The sequence below is a fragment of the Nitrosomonas sp. Is35 genome, assembly GCF_033063295.1.
Classification (GTDB): Bacteria; Pseudomonadota; Gammaproteobacteria; order Burkholderiales; family Nitrosomonadaceae; genus Nitrosomonas.
Map to the genome: position 1 here is coordinate 2342782 of NZ_JAWJZH010000001.1, position 21458 is coordinate 2364239.

The 21458-nt window shown below is 44.6% G+C and carries 22 protein-coding genes; 11 read left to right on the plus strand and 11 right to left on the minus strand.

Going from position 1 to position 21458, the window contains the following annotated elements; genetic code table 11:
* Positions 1–305: 305 nt before the first annotated feature.
* From R2083_RS11120 to R2083_RS11160, 9 genes are all read right to left on the minus strand, one after another.
* The gene (locus R2083_RS11120; RefSeq protein WP_317531323.1) at positions 306–818 is read right to left on the minus strand and encodes a chemotaxis protein CheW; all 513 of its coding nucleotides are present in this window, start codon (positions 816–818) and stop codon (positions 306–308) included.
* A gap of 59 nt (positions 819–877) precedes the next feature.
* Positions 878–3076: a chemotaxis protein CheA gene (gene cheA / locus R2083_RS11125; protein ID WP_317531324.1), complete on the minus strand. Its 2199-nt coding sequence runs from the start codon at positions 3074–3076 to the stop codon at positions 878–880.
* 131 nt (positions 3077–3207) lie between these two features.
* Positions 3208–3573: a response regulator gene (locus R2083_RS11130; protein WP_090318542.1), complete on the minus strand. Its 366-nt coding sequence runs from the start codon at positions 3571–3573 to the stop codon at positions 3208–3210.
* A gap of 53 nt (positions 3574–3626) precedes the next feature.
* Positions 3627–4211 (minus strand): hypothetical protein, encoded by a 585-nt coding sequence (locus tag R2083_RS11135; RefSeq protein WP_317538480.1) that lies wholly within the window; start codon positions 4209–4211, stop codon positions 3627–3629.
* Between the two features lie 289 nt (positions 4212–4500).
* Positions 4501–5739, minus strand: a complete 1239-nt coding sequence (locus tag R2083_RS11140) for an EAL and HDOD domain-containing protein (protein ID WP_317531326.1) — start codon at positions 5737–5739, stop codon at positions 4501–4503.
* Positions 5740–5900: 161 nt separating this feature from the next.
* Positions 5901–6617 (minus strand): GGDEF domain-containing protein, encoded by a 717-nt coding sequence (locus tag R2083_RS11145; protein WP_317531327.1) that lies wholly within the window; start codon positions 6615–6617, stop codon positions 5901–5903.
* Positions 6618–6909: 292 nt separating this feature from the next.
* On the minus strand, positions 6910–8613 hold the full coding sequence (locus R2083_RS11150) for a diguanylate cyclase (protein WP_317538481.1): 1704 nt from the start codon (positions 8611–8613) through the stop codon (positions 6910–6912).
* A gap of 144 nt (positions 8614–8757) precedes the next feature.
* On the minus strand, positions 8758–9390 hold the full coding sequence (locus R2083_RS11155) for a response regulator transcription factor (protein WP_107803953.1): 633 nt from the start codon (positions 9388–9390) through the stop codon (positions 8758–8760).
* Positions 9391–9405: 15 nt separating this feature from the next.
* Positions 9406–10959: a histidine kinase gene (locus R2083_RS11160; protein ID WP_317538482.1), complete on the minus strand. Its 1554-nt coding sequence runs from the start codon at positions 10957–10959 to the stop codon at positions 9406–9408.
* Between the two features lie 322 nt (positions 10960–11281).
* Here R2083_RS11160 and R2083_RS11165 point away from each other — a divergent pair, with 322 nt between their 5' ends.
* From R2083_RS11165 to R2083_RS11200, 8 genes are all read left to right on the plus strand, one after another.
* Positions 11282–12745 (plus strand): flagellin, encoded by a 1464-nt coding sequence (locus R2083_RS11165; protein ID WP_317538483.1) that lies wholly within the window; start codon positions 11282–11284, stop codon positions 12743–12745.
* 98 nt (positions 12746–12843) lie between these two features.
* Entirely contained in the window at positions 12844–13215 is a 372-nt protein-coding gene (locus R2083_RS11170) for a flagellar protein FlaG (RefSeq protein ID WP_317531331.1), read from the plus strand.
* Between the two features lie 28 nt (positions 13216–13243).
* Positions 13244–15214, plus strand: coding sequence for a flagellar filament capping protein FliD (gene fliD, locus R2083_RS11175; protein ID WP_317538484.1), 1971 nt, complete (start codon positions 13244–13246; stop codon positions 15212–15214).
* A gap of 38 nt (positions 15215–15252) precedes the next feature.
* Positions 15253–15681, plus strand: coding sequence for a flagellar export chaperone FliS (gene fliS, locus R2083_RS11180; protein WP_132428147.1), 429 nt, complete (start codon positions 15253–15255; stop codon positions 15679–15681).
* 38 nt (positions 15682–15719) lie between these two features.
* Positions 15720–16055 (plus strand): flagellar protein FliT, encoded by a 336-nt coding sequence (locus R2083_RS11185; protein WP_317531333.1) that lies wholly within the window; start codon positions 15720–15722, stop codon positions 16053–16055.
* A 70-nt stretch (positions 16056–16125) separates the two neighbouring features.
* Complete coding sequence (locus R2083_RS11190; RefSeq protein ID WP_317538485.1) at positions 16126–17169, plus strand: flagellar hook-length control protein FliK; 1044 nt, start codon at positions 16126–16128, stop codon at positions 17167–17169.
* Positions 17156–17479, plus strand: coding sequence for an EscU/YscU/HrcU family type III secretion system export apparatus switch protein (locus tag R2083_RS11195; RefSeq protein WP_108698705.1), 324 nt, complete (start codon positions 17156–17158; stop codon positions 17477–17479). Before R2083_RS11190 ends, R2083_RS11195 begins: the two co-directional genes overlap by 14 nt.
* Before the next feature lie 2 nt (positions 17480–17481).
* A complete protein-coding gene (locus tag R2083_RS11200; RefSeq protein ID WP_317538486.1) occupies positions 17482–18267 on the plus strand; it encodes a flagellar brake protein in 786 nt (261 codons plus the stop codon).
* A gap of 45 nt (positions 18268–18312) precedes the next feature.
* Here R2083_RS11200 and R2083_RS11205 read toward each other — a convergent pair whose 3' ends face one another.
* Complete coding sequence (locus tag R2083_RS11205; protein WP_317531336.1) at positions 18313–18654, minus strand: YnfA family protein; 342 nt, start codon at positions 18652–18654, stop codon at positions 18313–18315.
* A gap of 68 nt (positions 18655–18722) precedes the next feature.
* On the opposite strand from R2083_RS11205, the gene R2083_RS11210 reads away from it, so the two are divergent.
* The 3 genes from R2083_RS11210 (at position 18723) to R2083_RS11220 (ending at position 20751) form a co-directional block, all read left to right on the plus strand.
* Positions 18723–18977: a Rho-binding antiterminator gene (locus tag R2083_RS11210; protein ID WP_317531337.1), complete on the plus strand. Its 255-nt coding sequence runs from the start codon at positions 18723–18725 to the stop codon at positions 18975–18977.
* Positions 18978–19055: 78 nt separating this feature from the next.
* Positions 19056–20126: an A/G-specific adenine glycosylase gene (gene mutY, locus R2083_RS11215; protein WP_317538487.1), complete on the plus strand. Its 1071-nt coding sequence runs from the start codon at positions 19056–19058 to the stop codon at positions 20124–20126.
* 10 nt (positions 20127–20136) lie between these two features.
* Positions 20137–20751 (plus strand): 5-formyltetrahydrofolate cyclo-ligase, encoded by a 615-nt coding sequence (locus tag R2083_RS11220; protein WP_317538488.1) that lies wholly within the window; start codon positions 20137–20139, stop codon positions 20749–20751.
* Between the two features lie 22 nt (positions 20752–20773).
* On the opposite strand, the gene R2083_RS11225 is transcribed toward R2083_RS11220, so the two are convergent.
* Entirely contained in the window at positions 20774–21388 is a 615-nt protein-coding gene (locus R2083_RS11225) for a flavin prenyltransferase UbiX (RefSeq protein ID WP_317538489.1), read from the minus strand.
* Between the last annotated feature and the right edge of the window lie 70 nt (positions 21389–21458).

A 21458-nucleotide genomic window follows, 5' to 3' on the forward strand; every position in this document is an offset into this window, starting at 1 on the left:
GTATCCATTTGAATTCTAACAAATACTGCTTTACTGTCATTCCTTACAGTATCAGACTCTGGAGCTTCACCACTATTCATCAGACAGAATATATTAATATATTGAGTAAACAATGATATACAATTAGTTATATCTATTGCTAATATGGAGCAGATAATTCGAAGGCATAATCTTTATGCCAGTAGCGAATTTTGCACCCAATTTCTTACTGCTTTCTTCAGTCCCATACGTGAACCGGTAACTTAACAATCACCAATTGCCTGCCTCGTTTCTTCTTAAGATCTCCGCTCCGAATCAACTATTCTCTAATTGATCGTTTGCTCTATTAACCCCATGTCGCTGCTGCTCATCATTTTTTCGATATCAATCAATATCAGCATGCGTTCGTCTACAGTCCCCAGTCCCATGATATATTCCGTATCAATCACCGATCCTAATCCCGGCGCAGGACGCATTTGCTCCAGCCCTAGTGTGATCACATCCGATACGCCATCCACAACTATCCCCATCACCCGGCCGGCCACGTTCAAAATTATCACTACGGTAAATTGGTCGTACGTTGCATTTCCCAGCCGGAATTTAATCCGCATATCTATGATCGGCACGATTATTCCGCGCAAATTAACTACTCCTTTGATAAATTCCGGAGCATTCGCTATCTGCGTTATCGCGTCATAGCCTCTTATCTCTTGTACTTTTAGTATCTCTATACCGTATTCCTCACTTCCTAACCGGAATGTCAGAAATTCATTCGCCATTTGACTGGTATGTTGATTGACTGCATTAGAAGTAGTAATCGCTGCTTGCTCTTGAGACATGGTAAACACTCCTGATTAATAAGTTATCTTGGTATAAAAATATCAACTATCCAATCGATCTATACCATTTCTTGTTGGCATGCCAACACAAGCGCAGCAGTGTCCAGAATAAGTGCGACTTTACCATCGCCCATAATCGTCGCACCTGAAACCCCCTGTACTCTGCGATAGTTACTTTCCAAACTTTTAATCACAACTTGATGCTGCCCAATTAAGTCATCCACAAACAAGGCTGCTTTGTGACCTTCAGCTTCAAGAATCACCAGAATTCCTTCATGCACCGCCGTCACATTAGGATGTAAGTTGAAAATTTCATGCAATGCAATCACAGGAAGATATTCGCCACGCACCTGCACCACCCGGCCATGACCACTTACCGTCTTAATATCAGCAGCTGTCGGTTGCATAGATTCGATAATATAATTGAGCGGCACGATAAACATCTGATCTCCAACTGCCACTGATAACCCATCGAGGATTGCCAGCGTTAATGGTAATCGAATCGATATGCGTGTACCCACACCGAGTGCCGACTCAATATCAATGCGCCCGCCCATACCTTGAATATTACGCTTCACAACATCCATACCCACACCGCGGCCAGATACATCAGTAACTGTTTCAGCGGTAGAAAAACCTGCCTCAAAAATCAGCAACCAAACTTCTTGATCAGACATGCCATCACTCACTGGCAAGCCACGTTCCTTGGCTTTGGCGAGAATTTTTCCTCGATTTAAACCCGCACCGTCATCGCTGACTTCTATAACAATGCTGCCACCTTGATGGAAAGCACGTAATGTAATCGTGCCTTGCGCGGGTTTGCCCGCCGCAATACGCTTCTCAGCCACTTCGATGCCATGATCAAGACTATTTCTTACCAAGTGAGTTAACGGGTCGGCGATTTTCTCGATAAGACCTTTATCGAGTTCAGTATTTTCACCGACAGTTTTCAGCTCAACACGTTTATTTAATTTTGCCGCCAGATCGCGCACAACACGCGGGTATCTGCTGAATACAAAGCTAATCGGCATCATTCGGATTGACATAACAGACTCCTGAAGATCTCGCGTATTCCTCTCTAACTGACTCATTCCACTAAGCAATTTCTCAAAAACCACAGGATCAAGCTGTGACGCCGTCTGTGCCAGCATTGCCTGGGTAATCACCAATTCACCCACGAGGTTGATCATCTGATCAACTTTTTCTATGCTGACTCGAATCGATGAAGTTTCGCTGGCGGAAGCCGATGCGCTTGCCTTGCTGGAAGGCTTATTCGTCACGTTCTGTGTTTCATTCTTATTACTATGGATGTTTTGCTGAGGCGCTGAACTCAGCTGCAATTCTGAGTCATCGACATCTTTGGGTGCGGCTGGGGCTCCAGGGAAAAAACCATAGCCAGGCGCAGGCGGCATACTTGCTATTGAAAGCTCATCTTCATCGGCAAAAGGTTCTGCAACAGAATCCTCCTCACTAGAATGAGGCTCCACAATCTCTGTAGTACCTGCAACACACTGAGTTGCAACCTCGATCTTTAAGTTTGCCGGATCGACAACAAATGCCAACGTTTCCCAAACATCTTCTTCGCTACTGGCGGTCGTAAGTTTCAGTTTATGATCTTTCCCGCCTGCCGAGGTTGCATCTTCAAGACTACCTAAGCGTTTCAAGTTAGCAAATAAGTTTCCAACTGCCGCATCACCCATCCCGGTACTGGAGAACTCTATGCAATACGTTAGTTTCGCTACGTCACTTTCTGATTCAGTTTCGCTAATCGCAACATTAGATGATCTCCCAATATCGGTCTCTACAGGGATAGCTTCCACTCCAATGCCAGAATCCGCCACGGTTTCAAAAGGTGGTGCCGAAACTTGTGTTTCATCACTCAGTTTTTTCAGTTCTTCACAAACTTCCGCCGCAACTGCGGGATCCGCTTCACCTTCTCCACGGTGACCTGCTAGTTGCGCCTTAATGACATCACCGGCTCTCAAAAAAGCATCCACCATCTCACTCCGTACTGCAAGCTCCCCTTTGCGCAATCTATCCAGCAATGTCTCCAACATATGCGTCATCTCCGTCATATCTGTAAAACCAAAAGTACCAGCTCCACCCTTGATAGAATGCGCTGCACGAAATATAGCGTTCAAATCTTCCAAATCGGGCGAATTTACATCGAGCCTCAGCAGGCACGCCTCCATGTCCGCAAGCAATTCTGAGGATTCTTCAAAAAATATTTCATAAAACTGTTCGAGATCTGTACTCATAGATAACCTGTTTCACGTTGAGTTGTTAGGCTAACACCCTAAAGAAGCGAGAAAATAGAAGCAGTAAGTACTTAACTTTCCAAATAAGTATGCTATCGGCAACCCATTAACCCACTTTGGGATATCAATATCTAACCAATTACTTTTCCGATTACTTCCAGTAATCTTTTCGGATCGAATGGCTTTACGAGCCAACCAGTAGCACCTGCCGCTCTGCCTTTTGCTTTAATTTCATCACCGGATTCGGTCGTTAGTATCAAGATAGGAATATTTTTGTAGTGCGCCAATTTACGGAGTAACTCCAGTAATTTCAGTCCGTCCATTCGTGGCATATTGATATCAGTTAACACCAAATTAACCTGATGATAATTAGCTTTATCTAATGCATCTTGACCATCGACTGCTTGAATGACTTCATATCCGGCGCCTTTAAGCGTAAAAGCAACCATCTGCCGGATGGAAGCAGAATCATCCACTGCAAGTATTGTCTTAGCCATTGATCTCACTCCTATTGCTAATATTGTTAATTTGTTTGATAAAAATATGCATACTAAAACAGCTCAATATCACCCATCTGCATACCTTGCTGCACAACTGGCTTTCTCTTACTTTTAGTTCTTGCCATATTCACTGCTTTAGAAATCCCTTCATGTATTGTGCCTAACGTATTTTTACCCGCATTTTCTTTCCAGCTTCCCTGTCGCTCAATGCGTTGTAGTTCAATATTCAATGCCTCCACTTGGCGCGTAGTATGTGCAAGCAATTGCGTTACTAAATCACCAAACTGTAATGAGGTAACAGCCATCTCCAATTCCTGTTCGATCTTATCGGCGATAACCATTTGTTTTTCTAGCAATTCCAATATGGGTTTACTTCCTTCAGGTGCTGCCATTTTTTCAATAGCCAAAACCATATCATGATGTGATTTCGTCAAATTACTGATATAACCAAAATTAATAACCAGATTATTAACCGCATCACTTACAAGCCGGTCGACCTGACTTAATTCTTCCTTGATATTCATAAAGTATTCATCAGCTTCAGCATTACATAACACACCATCCCGCTCCATCAACGCTGATTGATGTGTTACTTGGCTATCAGATTTGCCCTCAGCTGCTTGCAGCTCAGCCATAACTCTCTCCTCGTCGCTCATCTTGATCGAAGCTATTAAACTGCCATTCAACTCAGCAAACTGGCTACTTATTAATCTCTGTTTGCTTATACTCCCAGCTCACAAAAACTAAGGAATTTGTTTCGATGAGTACCTATCAACGGTTTTCACTAAAAAACAAAACTATTTACACTCAATAGGTTAACGACATTAACTAGAATAACTTTAGTATCTAAAAAATAAAAAACTACGTTGTGTACTGACCAAAAGTCAGCTACCAACGCTTTTTCTCGATAGATAATGCTTCATTTTAATTAGCTGCCTCACCAATCCGATTTGCCCATTCAATCGCTTGTATCTCGATATCAGCTAATTCGCTTAAACTTAAAAAACCCAACTCCGACAGAATCGATTGAATTGCAGCAATCTCACCTTTTTCATTGGCTTCAATGAGTTTCAATTCCTGACCTAAACGTCCCTCCCGGGTCAATAGTGCCTGGCTCATATCATCCGGAATTCCCAGCCTGTCAGTGATTTGTTGCATTTCAATGCCCAGCAATACATCTAGCAGCGATAGTATTCCCACCATGAATGCTCTTTCCTGGTGATTTTTGTCATGAGGACGTTCCGCTGTTGCGATCAACTCCATCAATTTCCCACGTGCCGCTGCTGTTTGCATTAATGCATTCGACATACTATCGTCGGATTGATTGGCGGTATAAAGCAACAGTTGTATCCATCTTTGCAGTTGCTTACGCCCTAAGATCATGATTGCATGTTTGATTGAATTAATTTTCTGAGGCAATCCACTTGAAACTGAATTTACCATGCGCATCAGGTTGTAGCTTAAACCAGGCTGATGCTTAAACTCCCGTTCAAGTTCTTCGATATCACTGTCACCCATGACCAATGTCAGTAGCTTCAGCAAAGAAAGTTTGCCTGGATCGGCACGTTTTACCGTCATTACTTCAGGTTTTGCGAAATAATAGCCCTGGAACATCTGGAAACCCAATTGCATGCAGTATTTCTCTTGTTCCCGGCTTTCCACTTTCAGTGCCAGAAGCAATACCGGCCAGCGATTTAATTCAGCAACCAACTTTGTGAGCACATTTTGCTCAAGTGCGAGCACATCTACTTTCACCACACTCACCACAGGCAGTAATTGTTCCACCTTGCTATTCATTTCAACAATATTGTCCAACGCAAACTGATAGCCTTTTTGCTTCAGCTCGTTACAGCGTTGCATAAATTCCGGTGTTACCGTTGCTGTTTCTTTTATTTCCAATACGACATGCTTACTAGGCAATAAACTGATAATGTCACTCATCACCAACTCAGGATCGGCGTTGATAAAACCACGCTGCTTCCCTAATACATTCTGGATTCCTAACTGACAATAAGCGTTGATAATGACATTTGCTGATGCGGATAAATCATCTGTAATTCTGACCGACTCTTCAGTTTCTTCTTGTCTAAACAGTAACTCAAATGCTACAAGATTTTGATTACGATCTAGAATTGGCTGCCGCCCAAGAAAAAAACCTTCCATTTATCCTCCCGCGTTAATTCATATTTTTTGTATAAAAGTTTTAACTCATCGGCTGCGTTACACGTTTCTTAAGTATTTTTTCTTACTCGTCCACACTATTGATCCAATTCCCAGCTTGATCACAGCAAAACACTCATTCATGAGAATTTTGTTTAAGCTCGTTAGATCAATGCAGGAATAGCGCGATTTTTGCCTGTGCGCTTCGCTTGATAAAGCGCCTTATCAGCGCGGCTTATGACTGAGTTTTGATGCTCGCCAAACGAACGAAGCGCGACACCGGCACTAAACGTTATCGGTAATATTTGGTTATCCGCTTGGATTGAGTAATTCTTTGTCAAGTTATTTTGTATCCGTTGAATAACAGTCAGCGCATCTTGCATCTCGACATCGGGCAACAAGATGACAAATTCTTCTCCGCCAAAACGCGCCACAATATCGGAAGGCCGTAGTGTTTCTTTGGCTACGGTAACAAAATTGATCAGCACACTATCGCCATATTGATGGCCAAGGTTGTCATTGATCTGTTTAAAGTTATCCAGATCAACCAGCACGACCCCTAATGATTGCGCATTACGGTCTGCCCGAGCGGCTTCACGCTTAAAAATATCCTCTAAACCACGGCGATTGAATGCACCGGTCATTTGATCCGTTTGCACCAGACCTCTTAACTGCTCCAGCTCACTCTTCAGAGATTCAATCTTCTGTTCCGCGCGCTTTACTTGCTCTTGCGCAGTGAAAACTTCATCACTAAATCTCAATCCCCGGGTTTCTGATAACACAATGTCAAGAATCCCGATGATCTCATCAGCGTTATTTGTTTTACGAATCTGCTCGGCATATCGTTCCACTTGCTTGTAATAGTCTTCAGAATCAATCATAGGTTTCTGCTCACTTTTAATAGCATTTGTTGATTTAACCAATCTCAGCATTCTTTTTTGTTTAGTAGCTTCTTGCATGGCTATCCTCCTCAATTGACATCATTAAATGCCAGACTACGCCAGTTCAGGGGATAATTCGTTGGATTGCGAAGGAGAACCCATTCCGGTATAGACTGCCATGTCAACAACGTTAACAGAGCAGCCTGCGAATGGATTGAATGAATAAAAAGGGAAATCGGTGCTATTTACCGACAGAAAGTATAAATACTATGACTAACAGAATGTTACAAAACTAACCAGCGATGAGGATTTGATTCTTACCGCCTTTCTTTGCACGATACAAAGCTTCATCGGCTCGCTTGAAAACACTTTCCTGAGATTCGTCCGCTTGCAACTGTGCAATACCGGCGCTAAAAGTTATAAGTAAGCGCTTATTCTCATGCAGGAAGAACTTCTTGGTTAGATTGCGCCGGATTCTGGATAGAATCTGAGTCGCTTCTTCAAGACTTGTGTTCGGCAGCAAAATCACAAACTCCTCACCGCCATAGCGTGACACGACATCTTCGGGACGTGTCGTATCCTTAACGGACTCAACCAGATAAACCAGGGCATCATCACCAACTTTGTGACCATGTGTGTCATTCAACAGTTTGAAATTATCAATATCCAGCAAGGCAAAACACAATGGCGTCTTATGGCGTATTGACCGGGAAGTCTCCCGCTCAAAAGCGGTATCCAAACCACGCCGGTTCAGTATCCCGGTCAAATGATCTTCATGAACTTTTTCGCCCATTTCCTGCAACTCGGTTTCGAGTTGATTGATTTTATCTTGCGCCAGACTCACTTCAGCACGCGCCGCCAGAAAATCATTACGGTAATTGAGTGCGCTTTTTTGCATCTGCTTGGTTTCTTCCATGATCTGCACCAGCAGTTGATTCAGCTCTTTTATATCATCCGTTTTACTGATTATCTCGGAATATTGTTCAAGCTTTTCCTGATATCCTCCAGTCGTATCGCTGAGTTCTTCGATATTGGTGATCAGTGAAGTCACCATCTTTTTCAGTGTCAGCTTGGCTTCACTCAAGTTACGCCGGATAATTTCCTGCCTCTGTGTGATTTCTGCCAGATAGTGCTCTGCTTGCTCGATGACTTGAAAATCCAGCGGTCTGGATATCGTTTCACGTAGTTTATTGATCTGCGCGCCAACCCATTGGTCTTCAGCCAACAATTCACCGGTACTCTTCATCAGCATATTGAGCAGATTGAGCAATCCCTGCTGCAATCTCCGGCCACTCTCACCATATTCATCAAACCTGCGGCAGAATTGTTTGAACTCCGCAGTAAACCGCTCCATTTCCTGCGTCTCTTTAATCTTGCGAACTTGATGAGCCAGCACTTTGGCTTCATCCGCCAGCGTAATATCATCTACTTGCGCGGCAACAACTTGCTCTAGCACTTGGGCCAGCAGCTCCAGCAGCTGATCAGTAAAATGATTGACCGAATGACTTGACTCCACGGCGGCTGGCTTGGATCGCACACCTTCCTGATCCACACCGGTTTGTGCAATCGCATCTTCCACTTCAATCGCAGTACTTGATTCTTGCGACGCAGCAGCCAATGCACCCCATGAATCGATCAGCGCTTTTAGCTTGTTGTGCAATTGTTTTGAATCTTTCGAGAACTTGGTTAGAACCCGATTCACACCCTCTTTTTTCTTCGCGGTTGTCAGCGTGCCATGCTTGCTTTCCAGTTGCTTTAACAGCGTTTCTATTGTCTCTCCCCAAGCTGGAACGGTATCAATGATTGTATTCTCTATGGGCAATTCGAGACTTGCTGAACCCGCAACCGCTGAATTGGTATTTCCTTCCGGGTTACCTGAAATCTGGTTATACAATTTATGATAATTGTCAGGAGTCGGAGGAATTCTAAGCGTTGCAAGCTGCCGCAGCGTTTCACGGGCTATGATGGTTGGATTGGAGTCTTTTAATTGCTTCATAAAATTGGCCAGAATTAATTACTATATCAGCAGCAGTTCATAGAGTTCAAAAGTATCGGCCAAGCCGTAGAATTCTTAATCCTGATCCGATGAGAAAGCCCGAAAATAGATTAAAAATTGGCTTCCCGCGACAACAATGAGAAATCAGTCGACCAATCTATTTTTAATTGCATAGCGAATGAGCTCAGAATTATTAGTTAACTTGAGTTTTTCCAGCAAACGGGCTCGATACACGCTGACTGTCTTGGGGCTGAGGAACATCTCAGCCGATATCTCTGACAATGTTTTACCCGCGGCAATAAAACATAAGGTTTGATATTCCCGGTCGGATAACGTGGTGTGGAGGGGTTTGTCGACATCCGTGTTAATGATGTTCGCGAGTTCTTGCGCCACCACCGGACTCACGTACTTATCACCGGCAGCTACTTGGCGGATTGCCACTACCAGTTGAGCGGGCGCGCTTTGTTTATTGAGATAGCCGGATGCACCTGCTTTCAGTGCGCGAATTGCAAATTCGTGTTCGTTATGCATGCTGAGCATGAGAACGGCCAGACTTGGCCTGTCTTTCTTTATTTGCTTCAAAATTTCAATACCGTTTCTGTCCGGTAAAGAAATATCCAGTAGCATGACATCGAAATCTTGCTGCCGTGCAATCTTGATTGCTTGAAATCCCGTCTCTGCCTCACCGGTTACTTTGATGTCATCGGTTTCGCTCAGTATCTGTTTTAGACCTTGACGAACAATTGCATGATCATCAGCAATCATCACACTTATCATGGATACCTCCGGCTTCTAGAGCCGAGAAACCTTCTTTTTCTTTTTCATTGTTTCTAGCTGTACCGGCCGTTCCAATTCACTCTCCAGTCCAATCACATGCCCGGACTGATATTCCGGGTTACCTGTCGGTATGAGAATAGTGACTTTCGTTCCTTTTCCCTTCTCTCCAGATATATGAAAATTGCCCTTCAATTGCTGACAACGCTCGCGCATGCCTCGTATTCCGAATGAATCCTGCTTTTCCATATCGATATCGGTAATACCGCGGCCATTATCAATCACTTCAAGCAAAACCAGTCCTTCTAATTCAATGAGCTTCACTTGTATCCGGGAAGCGTTGGCGTGTTTGGAAATATTTGTCAGCGCTTCCTGGAAAACACGGAAAATCGCTATCGCCAAATCCGAGTCTAACGATATTTCATCTTCTTCACACGAAACTTTACAGGCAATGCCATTCCGGTCACTGAATTCTTTTGCTTGCCATTGAACAGCCGCTACTATGCCGCAATCCAAAATCCCCGGACGTAAATCAAGCGAAATCCGCCGGGTGCTATCAATCACCCGATCCACAAGCGATTCGATCGATTTTGCTTTTTGTTGATAAAATTCCTGCTTTCTGGCCGTTGAATCCATGCAGGGAAACAACTCGCATTTAATGGCGGTTAATGTGCCACCGATATCGTCATGAATTTCGCGCGCAATACGCGCACGCTCTTGTTCTTTGACTCTTTGCAAATAAGACGATAATTCCGCCAGCTGTTCGCGGGAGCGCGCGATTTCTCTCTCCGCCAGCTTATTGCGCGTAATGTTAATCATGATGCCATCCCAGAGTGTTGCATTATCCGACACTCTCCTGGGCGTCGCACGCAGGCTGATCCATTTGATATCACTATCACCTTTAACCTGAATACAGCCCTCCCAGTTCCAGGTTGATAACTGCTCTGCAGAGGTAACCATTAGCTGATGATAAGTTTTTTTGTCTTCTTGCAAGATTAATTCCGGAAACAGTTCCGGTCTATCCATCAGCATCTGGGGCGGCAATCCCAATAATGTCTCACTGGCATCACTTACATAAGGAAAACTTGCCTGATGTTTACCCGATAATAAAAATTGAAATACCACGCCAGGAAGATTGGAGGTGATCACTTGAAAAAGCGCTTCGCTCTTCTGTAAAGCAGTTTGTGTGGTAATGAAACGCTGATAATTCTCAACTTCGTGCAAGCTGCGCCGGATTGCCGGTACCAATCGAGCCAGATTTGATTTCATCATGAAATCATAAGCACCTAAAGCCATGATATGTTCTGCTGCTTCCTCACCTACGTGACTGGATATGATAATCAGCGGTATATCGAGCTCTTTGCTTTTTATGACTTGCAAAACTTCCTGAGCACTCAATCGAGGTAAATCATAATCCGATAGCACTACATTCCAATCCCGGGTCATCAGTGCTTCATGCAGAGCCTCAGCCGTAGTGACACACAGGCAATCGGTCTTAAAACCGCCTTGCGAAAGTATTTGCAACACCCGATCGATATCCTTCTCGGAATCCTCGACCATCAGTATGTTCAATTTCTCTTCATTAATCATCTCAGCATATTACCGGTTGAAGTCGATATAGCATATAACTTCTCTTAACTTGTCAAATTAAACAACTGAATATATTCCCAATTTTACAAGATAATTTTACGAGAGAAAATCATTTTACACCATGAATAGCTCATATTAACCAATCAATTGGACAAAAACCATGAAAGTAAAATCCTAAACTTTTCAAAATGATTTCCGATAACTGCAATCAACGGTGGTTACACACCCTCTTGGATTGCAGGGCAGCCAACGTCGTAAATGGCAATTATGCCAAAACAAATAGTTATCAAAAAGGAGAACCCAAATGCCACAAATCATTAACTCTAATGTAGCCTCATTAAATGCACAACGTAACTTAAATACATCACAAACCGCGCTGAATACATCATTGACACGTTTATCATCCGGTTTACGTATCAATAGCGCCAAAGATGATGCTGCAGGTCTGGCGATTTCGGAAAGGATGACTTCACAAATTCGCGGTTTAAACCAAGCTGTACGTAACGCGAACGATGGCATCTCTCTATCGCAAACTGCTGAAGGTGCACTTGGTGAAATTGGCAACAACTTGCAGCGTATTCGCGAACTGGCAGTACAGTCCGCCAATGCAACTAATAGTGCCAGTGATCGCGCCTCACTACAAGCTGAAGCCGCTCAATTAAGTGCTGAGGTAACCCGTGTCGCCAGTCAGACACAATTTAACGGTCTGAACTTGCTGGATGGCTCTTTCCTAAACCAAAGCTTCCAGGTCGGCGCTAATGCAAACCAAACCATTAATATTTCTTCAATCTCTGATGCACGCGCTACTGCATTAGGCAGTCATATATTGACTACCAATGGAACTGCTGTAAATACCACAACAGCGGCTGGTGCCGATAACACAGCGGGTAATGGCGTTACGGTTGAAGCCGCTTTGGTGCTCTCCAACAATAAAGGAGCCACGGGTAATATTGGTTACGCAGTAGGATCTGACGCAAAAGCGATAGCCGCCGCCATTAACGCTTCTGCTTCCAGCATAGGTATTACGGCAACAGCTACCAATAGCGCAACATTAGGCAGCATCGCTTCCGCTGGTACAGTATCCTTCGATTTAAACGGTAACACTGTTTCCGCTACCGTTACTGACACCTCCGATCTAAGTGGTTTAGCTTCTGCCATAAATGGTTTGCAATCGCTAACTGGTGTTACTGCTTCATTCGCATCCCCGACCAACAAATCAGTTATTACATTGACGACAGCTGATGGTAGAGATATAGGAATCCAGGACTTTAATAATACTGGCGCAACAAAAACAGCTAATGTAGTTGCTGGAGCCACTACAACCACATTAACAGGCGGTGCAGCAACCGATTCTACGATTGCTACGGGTACTGTTGAACTCGCTAGTGCTGGTGGTCAAATATCTGTCAGCGGTGGAAATGCTGATGTATTTGGTGCCACTTCCAGTTCTTTTAACTCTGTTGCCACGTTGGATATATCTACCGGAACCAACGCACAAACAGCAATTAAAACACTGGATGAAGCTTTAAAAGCCATCAATAGTTCACGTGGTGATTTGGGCGCAATTCAGAATCGTTTCAGTTCAACCATTGCAAACCTGCAAACAGCGTCGGAAAATCTTTCTGCTTCTCGCAGCCGGATTCAAGATGCTGACTTTGCCGCAGAATCTGCCAACCTAACACGCGGACAAATTCTGCAACAAGCAGGTGTAGCGATTCTGGCGCAAGCAAATTCACTACCCAATAACGTTCTATCATTATTACGCTAAACAGATCGTAACAGATGATACTTCGTATTAAATAAAGCTGATAGAGCGCGAAATTCAAGAAATATTTCGCGTTTCTATCAACTTTAAGGAGTTACAACATGACTATCAATCAAATAAATACTATCGGCGCACTTCCACCATCTTCGCCGCCATTATCGACATCTCGAAAATCATCCATATCTAATGCGGATGTAACTGCATCGCCAGTTTCAACCACAGGCTCCAAAGTTAATAACAGCCCGAAATCCGAAGATCAAGTTAAACAGGCCGTCCAAAAAATTCAAGGTACTGTAGATAACTTGGCACACAACTTGCGATTTTCGATTGATGAGGATACCGGGAAAACAATTATTAAAGTAATGGATGTGCATACTGAAGAAGTTATCCGCCAGATTCCATCAGAAGAAGCTGTTGAAATAGCCCGCACCTTAGACAAAGTCCAAGGATTGTTATTCAACGGAAAAGCATAATTACAATCATATTGGATAGAGCCCAAAAATGCTTTCATCTCCAGGAATTGGATCAGGCTTAGATGTCAATGGCATAGTCAGTCAGTTAATGAAGGCGGAAAGCCAGCCGCTTGCCGCTCTCGATGCCAAAGAAGCTAAACAGCAAACCCGGTTAACCGCTTTTGGTACCCTGAAGGGAGCATTATCGTCATTTCAAAGCAACCTTGTGGCACTGTCCGATCCGGCAAAATTTACCGCCGTAACGGCTAATTTCTCTGATACAACATTGGCCAATGCAAGCGCATCATCGTCAGCGGTCACAGGAAGTCATTCTGTAGAAATTCAGACACTCGCTCAAGCTCAAAAATTAAAATCGGCTAACTTTGCAAACACCAGCGCCACGGTCGGCAGCGGCACTTTAACGATACAATTTGGCACATACAATAGCGGTGCATTTACACTTAATCCGGATAAAGCCGCACAGTCTATTGTCATTTCCCCAAGCAATTCATCGCTATCCGGTATTCGCGATGCAATTAATCAAGCCAATGCGGGAGTAACCGCCAGTATAGTCAATGATGGAACAGGCAATCGCTTAGTTGTTGCGTCTCAAGATACTGGTTTAAGTAATGCTCTGAAAATAACTGCGACTGATACCGATGGGAACAATACGGATAACACCGGACTCTCCCAGCTTGTTTACGATGCATCGACTGGTGGGACGACTAACCTGACTCAAACTATAGCTGCTAGCAATGCCACACTGGTTATCGATGGTATCTCAATCAGCAAAGCATCAAACAATATTACGGATGCTATTGAGGGTGTCACATTAAATTTATTAAAAGCAAATCCTGGCACCACATCTACCTTAAATTTATCGCGAGATACAGCGGGTATCCAGAATGTTGTGTCATCATTTGTAAAATCCTTTAATGATTTAAATAAAACGATCGTTGGTCTCTCGAAATATGATGCAGCAACAAAGCAAGCATCAATTTTAACCGGGGATTCAACAGTTAGATCAATTCAAACACAAATACGTAATGCAATTTCCGATCCATTGACTACTGCGGGTGGGGGTTTAAGCTTATTATCAGAAACCGGCATTTCCTTTCAGTCAGATGGAACACTTAAATTGGATTCAGCCAAGCTATCAAAAGCACTGAATGATCCAACCAAAGACATCTCAACTCTATTTGCCTCTGTTGGGAAAACCAGCGACAGCCTCGTTTCATTTACCAGCGCTAAACCCGAAACCGTCAATGGCAAATATGCACTGAATATCAGCCAAATTGCAACACAAGGCACCGCAGTAGGCGGCACCGCAGCAGCATTAACCATCAATACTGGGGTTAATGATTCGCTGAATCTCACCATTGATGGCGTTAATGCCAATATAACCCTTGCAGCCGGTACTTATACAGCAACCTCTCTGGCAGCTGAGATTCAATCGAGAATTAATGGCTCGTCTGCAATTTCCTCTGCAGGAATCAAAGTAACAGTCAGTCAGTCTGCTGGAAATCTAGCTATTACCTCGGATCGTTATGGCTCCGCCTCAACCGTATCCATAACGGGTGGAAATGGTAAATCGGATCTATTCGGCACACCCGTTGAAACTGCGGGAGTAAACGTAGCCGGCACGATAAATGGCATCACGGCAACAGGTTCTGGTCAAACTCTAACTGGCGCCGCTGATAGCAGCGGGCTCATACTCAAAATAACTGGAGGTGGCACAGGTGCAAGAGGGGATATAGATTTCGCACATGGTTTTGCAGCGAAATTGAATAAATTGGTGGGAGGAATGCTAAACGGCCAACTTCTTGACAGCCGCATAGATGGTATAAATTCATCTATCAAAGATATAGGCACACAACGAGAAACTCTAACTCAGCGTCTTGCTGACACAGAAAAACGAATACGCGCTCAATTTACCGCATTGGATACAACCATTGCCAGCATGACGCAAACCAGCAATTTTTTACAACAGCAATTATCAAGATTACCAAAATCAGAATAACTAGTAACCAGTCTCGTCAATAAATAAAGGAGTACAGAATGTATACAACCATGAATAGTGCGATATCCGCTTATCAACGTGTTGGCGTTGAAACAGGAATTGAATCGGCCGATCCGCACAAGCTTATTTTGATGTTATTCGAAGGTGCGCAAGAAGCCTTGGCAAAAGCAAAAATGCACATGCACCACAATGAAATTGCCGAAAAAGGTCAAATGATCTCAAAAGCTATCATGATTATTGATCACGGCCTGAAAGCAAGCTTGGATATGAATGCCGGTGGTGATTTAGCAGTTAAGCTTCAAGCACTGTACGATTACATGGCATATCGGCTTCTAGTTGCCAATATCCAGAATAATCTTGAAATTGTCAATGAGGTCAGCAAATTGCTATCTGAATTGCATGGCGCTTGGAAAGAAATTGGACAAACCGGTGAAACACAAACTGCAATCAAAGCAGTCGCAGTCTAGCTCACAATTCTGTAATAAAAATAAGGGTACAAAGATAAATGAATAGTGTACAAACACTGAAAACATATGATGCTATTTTAGCAACGACTGGAAAAATGCTGGCAGCAGCGCAAAATAGCGAGTGGGATCAATTAATACAATTGGAACAGGAATGCAGACAATTAACCGAAGTACTTATTGAAAATGATCAGGAACCCATATTAGACGAAGAATTACTTCAAAAGAAAGTAAAAATTATCCATCAAATATTGGCTGATGATGCGCAAATCAGAGCGATCACAGAACCATGGATGATGAAACTGCAAGATATGCTCTACACGAATAGTCGTACACGCGATCTTCAACTAGCTTATCAACCTGTTAACAATCTATAAATACACATAGAAACAATATGCCGCACTCAGAATTCTTCCAATTCATTATTTAGATTGAAGATGAGTTGTCGTGATTCCGACCATAATTAAAACAGATGTAGCCGCAATTTCAAATCAAATCAAGCCAACCGCCCCCGTTACGCCCGTAACGGCGATACTCGATTCACAAACCTCTCCCGCAGAGTTCATACAAGGTCAAAAGTATCAAGCGCTAGTTGAGTCCCGCTTATTGAATGGTGATTCACGGGTATTGGTTGCAGGCAGGTCATTACAAATGCACTTGCCTGAAAATTTTCAACCGGGTAACAAACTGCAGCTCGTTTTCATTTCAAATGAACCGAAGCTTGAGTTTCTGGCTTTGAGCGATACACCGCCGGATAGTGAAACAAATAATACATCCATAAGCACCACCGGACGTTTCTTGGGAGCGCTGATGCAAAACATCCTAAGTCAAGCACCTGCAAACGCACCGAATACCCCGGCCACACAATCACTCAGCAGCTCCGCTCCTATCCTGACCAGTACACCAATAAATAGCACTGATTTACCCAGTTTATTACAAAAAGCAATTGTTCAAAGTGGTTTATTCTATGAATCACACCAAGCACAATGGGTTAATGGAGAAAATACACTTGAAAACTTGCAGCAAGAACCTCAAGGAAAATTAATGCTGGTTGCGGCTGATTTATCTACTGCCAAAGTGGCTGTACAAGCTTCGGTAAGTCCGGAGATGCCGGTGCACGCCCAGGCAATTCCGCTAGTGCAACAACAGCTGACCACTTTGGAGACCGGTCATCTGCTTTGGCGGGGCGAAGTCTGGCAAGGCCAGTCGATGGAATGGGATATTTATGAACAGCCCGCAGACGAAAAGGCGCAGGAAAATGAGCTCGATCAAGCAGCGCAGTGGCGTACACAGCTTCGTTTATCGATGCCGCAACTGGGTGATATTACCGCCAGCATTGCGCTGAATGCAAATGGCATCAGCATCAAACTGAACGCTGCGCAATTAGATACTGCCGGTTTATTGAAAGGTAATCAATTACCGCTCGCCACCGGCATGCAATCCGCAGGGTTAAATATTCGCGCAGTAGAGGTCGAGTATGATGGAAAATGAGTCTTATCTTACTGCGGTTGCACTCGCTTATCGCGAAGGGCAAGTTGCTCCCAGAGTAGTTGCCAAAGGCCGCGGTCTGATTGCCCAAGAGATTATAAAACGCGCCAAAGAAAGCGGAATCTATGTTCACGAATCGAGTGAATTGGTCGCGCTACTCATGCAAGTCAACCTTGACGATCGAATTCCGCCCCAACTCTACCTCGCTGTCGCGGAATTATTAGCATGGCTTTACAAATTGGAGCAAGGCAAAGCAACTTCAACCGCAAATAGCCTGAACAAAAAGATTACACAGAAAATTCTGGAGAACTAAAAATGTTGCATACATCCGATCAAGTCGCCGAAGAGCCTACCGTATTTACACCCACTCAATTCTCTCGAGAAGAAATGAGCGAAAATTTCCGCATCCATTCGGAAATCGATATTCTTTTTATTCTGCGGGGGATTATGCAAACAAATTCATTAATCACGCTCTATCCCGATTACGCCAGTGATTTTATTTTGACTTCAATTCTCGCAATCGATGCGAATAAAAAAGAAATGGTGATTGATTACGGGATCGATGACAAACATTGTCAAAAAACACTGCATTCCAAAGCATTGGTCTTTGTAACCACGCAAAATAGAGTAAAAATAGAATTTATTTGTGATCAAATCAGAAAAATTCAGTTTGACGGTAAAGATGCTTTTGCGGTCAATATTCCTAAGTCACTGTTACGCATACAAAGAAGAAATCACTTCCGCATTACCACTCCCATCGCCAAACCCCTTAAATGCGTCATTCCAATTCCGGGGAAAGATCAATCCACCAATGCTGAAGTGGCATTGCTCGATATCAGCTGCGGTGGAATCGCCGTGATTGATCATCATCCAATCATCAATTTTGATCCAGGTATGATTTATAGCGATTGCAAAATTTCTCTTCCCGATATTGGCACGATTACGGTCAACATTCAGGTAAAGAACACCTATGAAATCACTTTACGCAACGGACAAAATTGCATGCGCGCAGGGTGTCAGTTTATCGAGCTGACAGCCAGCATGGAAGCGATGATCCAACGCTATATCATCAAGCAGGAACAAATAAGAAAAGTCAAATAATCGTTTGAAACAACTTGTAGCATCGGAATACGCCAGTCAGTTTTGCTATAAATACCGGCCCAGTTGTCTTCCGTACATAATAACGATTACCCCGATCAAGCAGATACCTACTCCAATCCAATCCGTCATTGCCGGGCGGATAGCATCGACCGCCCACAACCACATCAGCGCCACACAGATATAAACACCGCCATAAGCGGCATAAACACGGCCAGCCGCTTGTGGATGCAGTGTCAACAACCAAACAAATATCACCAAGCTGACCGCTGCGGGAAAAAGCAACCAGAACGGCTTGCCTCCTTTCAAATAGAGGTACGGCAAATAACAGCCGATTATTTCAGCGAGCGCAGTAACGATGAATAAAGCCAGTGTTTTTAGAATTTCCATAATTTGATTTTGCGGCCTTAGTATCGTGTATATTATGCCCTCATACTATCATTTAAGGATTTATCACCATGACTCAAGACGCAATTTCATGCGATCTTCATGATTTTGTGGAAGTTGCTTGCATGTACGGCTACCGGCTGAAACTCATCTTAAAAAACGATCAAATTATCGAAGGAAAAGCCATCGATATTGTCAACTCCCCCGAGAAACATGAATGTCTGGTGATCGATAGCGATTCGCGGCAACAAGTCGAATTAATCCATCTCGCCAAAATGGAAGTGCTAACCCCCAATGCCAAATTCAGCGAAGTTATTTTCCCGTAAATCTTGCCAAAGAGTGATCGCCACATAGCATTTATGACAGCTTCTCCAGGTCATCCGCTCCAGCGCATTTGAGTTCTCATGTCGTTCATAGCATCCCGGCTCATCCATTGGCATAACGACCATGGCCGTCACCACTTGCCTTGGCAACGGAGTCGCGATCCCTATGCAATTTGGCTATCTGAAATCATGTTGCAGCAGACACAAGTCAATACAGTCATTCCTTATTACGCCCGGTTTATGCAGACATTCCCAACCGTTGCAAGCCTGGCACAAGCGCCGCTCGATGCGGTGCTGGCTTTGTGGAGCGGACTTGGCTACTACTCTCGCGCGCGCAATCTGCATCGGACGGCTCAAAGGATTATGCAAGATCATCAAGGCCAATTTCCCGCGACGCGGGAAATTATTCAGCAACTGCCGGGAATCGGGCGATCCACCGCCGCTGCTATCGCCGTTTTTGCTTTTGGCCAGCGCGAAGCGATTCTGGATGGCAATGTTAAGCGAATCTTAACGCGTTATTTCGGCATTAGCGGTTATCCGGGAGAAACCAAAGTTCAGCGCCTACTGTGGGAAAAAGCGGAAGCATCACTACCCGTTGACTACGGCGACGGTGCGATTGAAACCTATACGCAGGCACTCATGGACCTGGGCGCTACGGTTTGCATACGCACAACTCCACGCTGTGAAGTCTGCCCGCTACGGTCACAGTGCACTGCATTTCAGGAACAACGTGTGGATCAATTACCGGCTGCCAAACCCCGTAAGGCGCTGCCACAAAAAGAAACCGTATTTTTATTGCTGATGTGGCAGCAGAAATTACTTTTGCAAAAAAGAGCTTCTTCAGGTATTTGGGGAGCATTGTGGTGCCCTCCGGAAATCGAAACCGCTACCGATGCGATTCATTATTGCGAGCATCAGCTTGGCGTCAAGGCTCACTCGCCGATTGAGTTACCGGTTCTGGATCATCAATTTACGCATTTCAAACTGCGCATTCATCCGCGTTTGCTGCATGTTGTGTCGAATTCCGGGATTACAAAAACGGAATCAATCTGGATCAACCCGGCTGATGCGCTTGAACAAGGCATTCCGGCGCCGGTCAGAAAACTGTTAAAACAAAACTTTGTGTCTGATCGCCCAACTGCGGATATTTAGGTCAAGGATTATGGACAATTTACCGGAATGGAAAAAACAGCAGCGCAAGCAATTAATCGCGGCCCGCGAAGCCATACCGGCAAAAATCCACCAGCAATGGAGCCAGGCCATTACCGGCTTTCTCAAGCAAGGTTTGCCGCAGCCGCAAAAAATGATCATCGGGATTTATTGGCCATTTCGTGGCGAATACGATCCTCGCCCGATCGCTCAGTATTGTTTGCAGCAGGGCGCCATCCTGGCTTTGCCGGAAATAACCGGCAAAAACGAGCCACTTTGTTTCCGCGAGTGGTCGCCGGATACACCGATGAAAAACGGCGCTTACGGTATTCCGGTCCCACTGGAAACCCCGATTGTCCGGTTGGATGCCTTGATGATACCGATGGTCGGGTTTGATCAGCATGGTTACCGGCTAGGTTACGGCAGCGGCTATTTTGACCGCACCCTAGCTACTTACGAACACCAGCCGCTCACCATTGGCGTGGCTTTTGAGCTGCAACGGCTCGATAGTATTTATCCGCAGGCACACGACATTTCGATGCATTATGTGGTAACCGAAGCAGGAATTTTTCGCACTAAGGATCATCAGCTAATGCCCGCTTCGATACTGCAAGATGCGCCTGAGTAACAACCGGAGAATATAGCGAGCGTCAGCTACCCGTTCCCCAGCGCGCAATCAGGTCATGCTTGACGCCCAGGTGATCCAGAATACGCGCCACGACGAAATCCACCAAATCCTGCACCGTTTGCGGATGATGATAAAAACCAGGATTGGCTGGCAAAATAACCGCACCGCTTCGCGCCAGTTTGAGCATATTTTCCAGATGAATGACGGAAAATGGCGTTTCCCGCGGGACAATAATGAGCGGCCGGTGTTCCTTTAACATGACATCGGCTGCGCGTTCGATCAAATTCTGACTCAAACCGGCAGCGACCGCAGCCATGGTACCCATGGTGCAAGGACAGATCACCATTGCATCGGCCGGGTTAGAACCGGAAGCAACCGGCGCAAACCATTCCTCGCGCCCGAACACCCGCAGCTGCCCATCCGGCACCTGATAACGGCGGTTAAAGAAAGCTTCCGTTTCCTTGGCGCTGGAGGGCAGCGCCAGATCCATTTCTTGTTGTGCAACGATCTGCGCCACTTTGGAATACAGCAGGTAGACTTGTTTACCTTCCCGCAACAGCATTTCCAGCAAACGAATACCGTACGGCATGCCCGATGCACCCGTCAACGCCAAGGTAATTGTTTGAGGATTGTTCATAACATCCGTGTTGACTTGGAGGTCACTCCCGGAAAGGCTGAGAAAAATAAATGCGTAAGAATTAATCCGC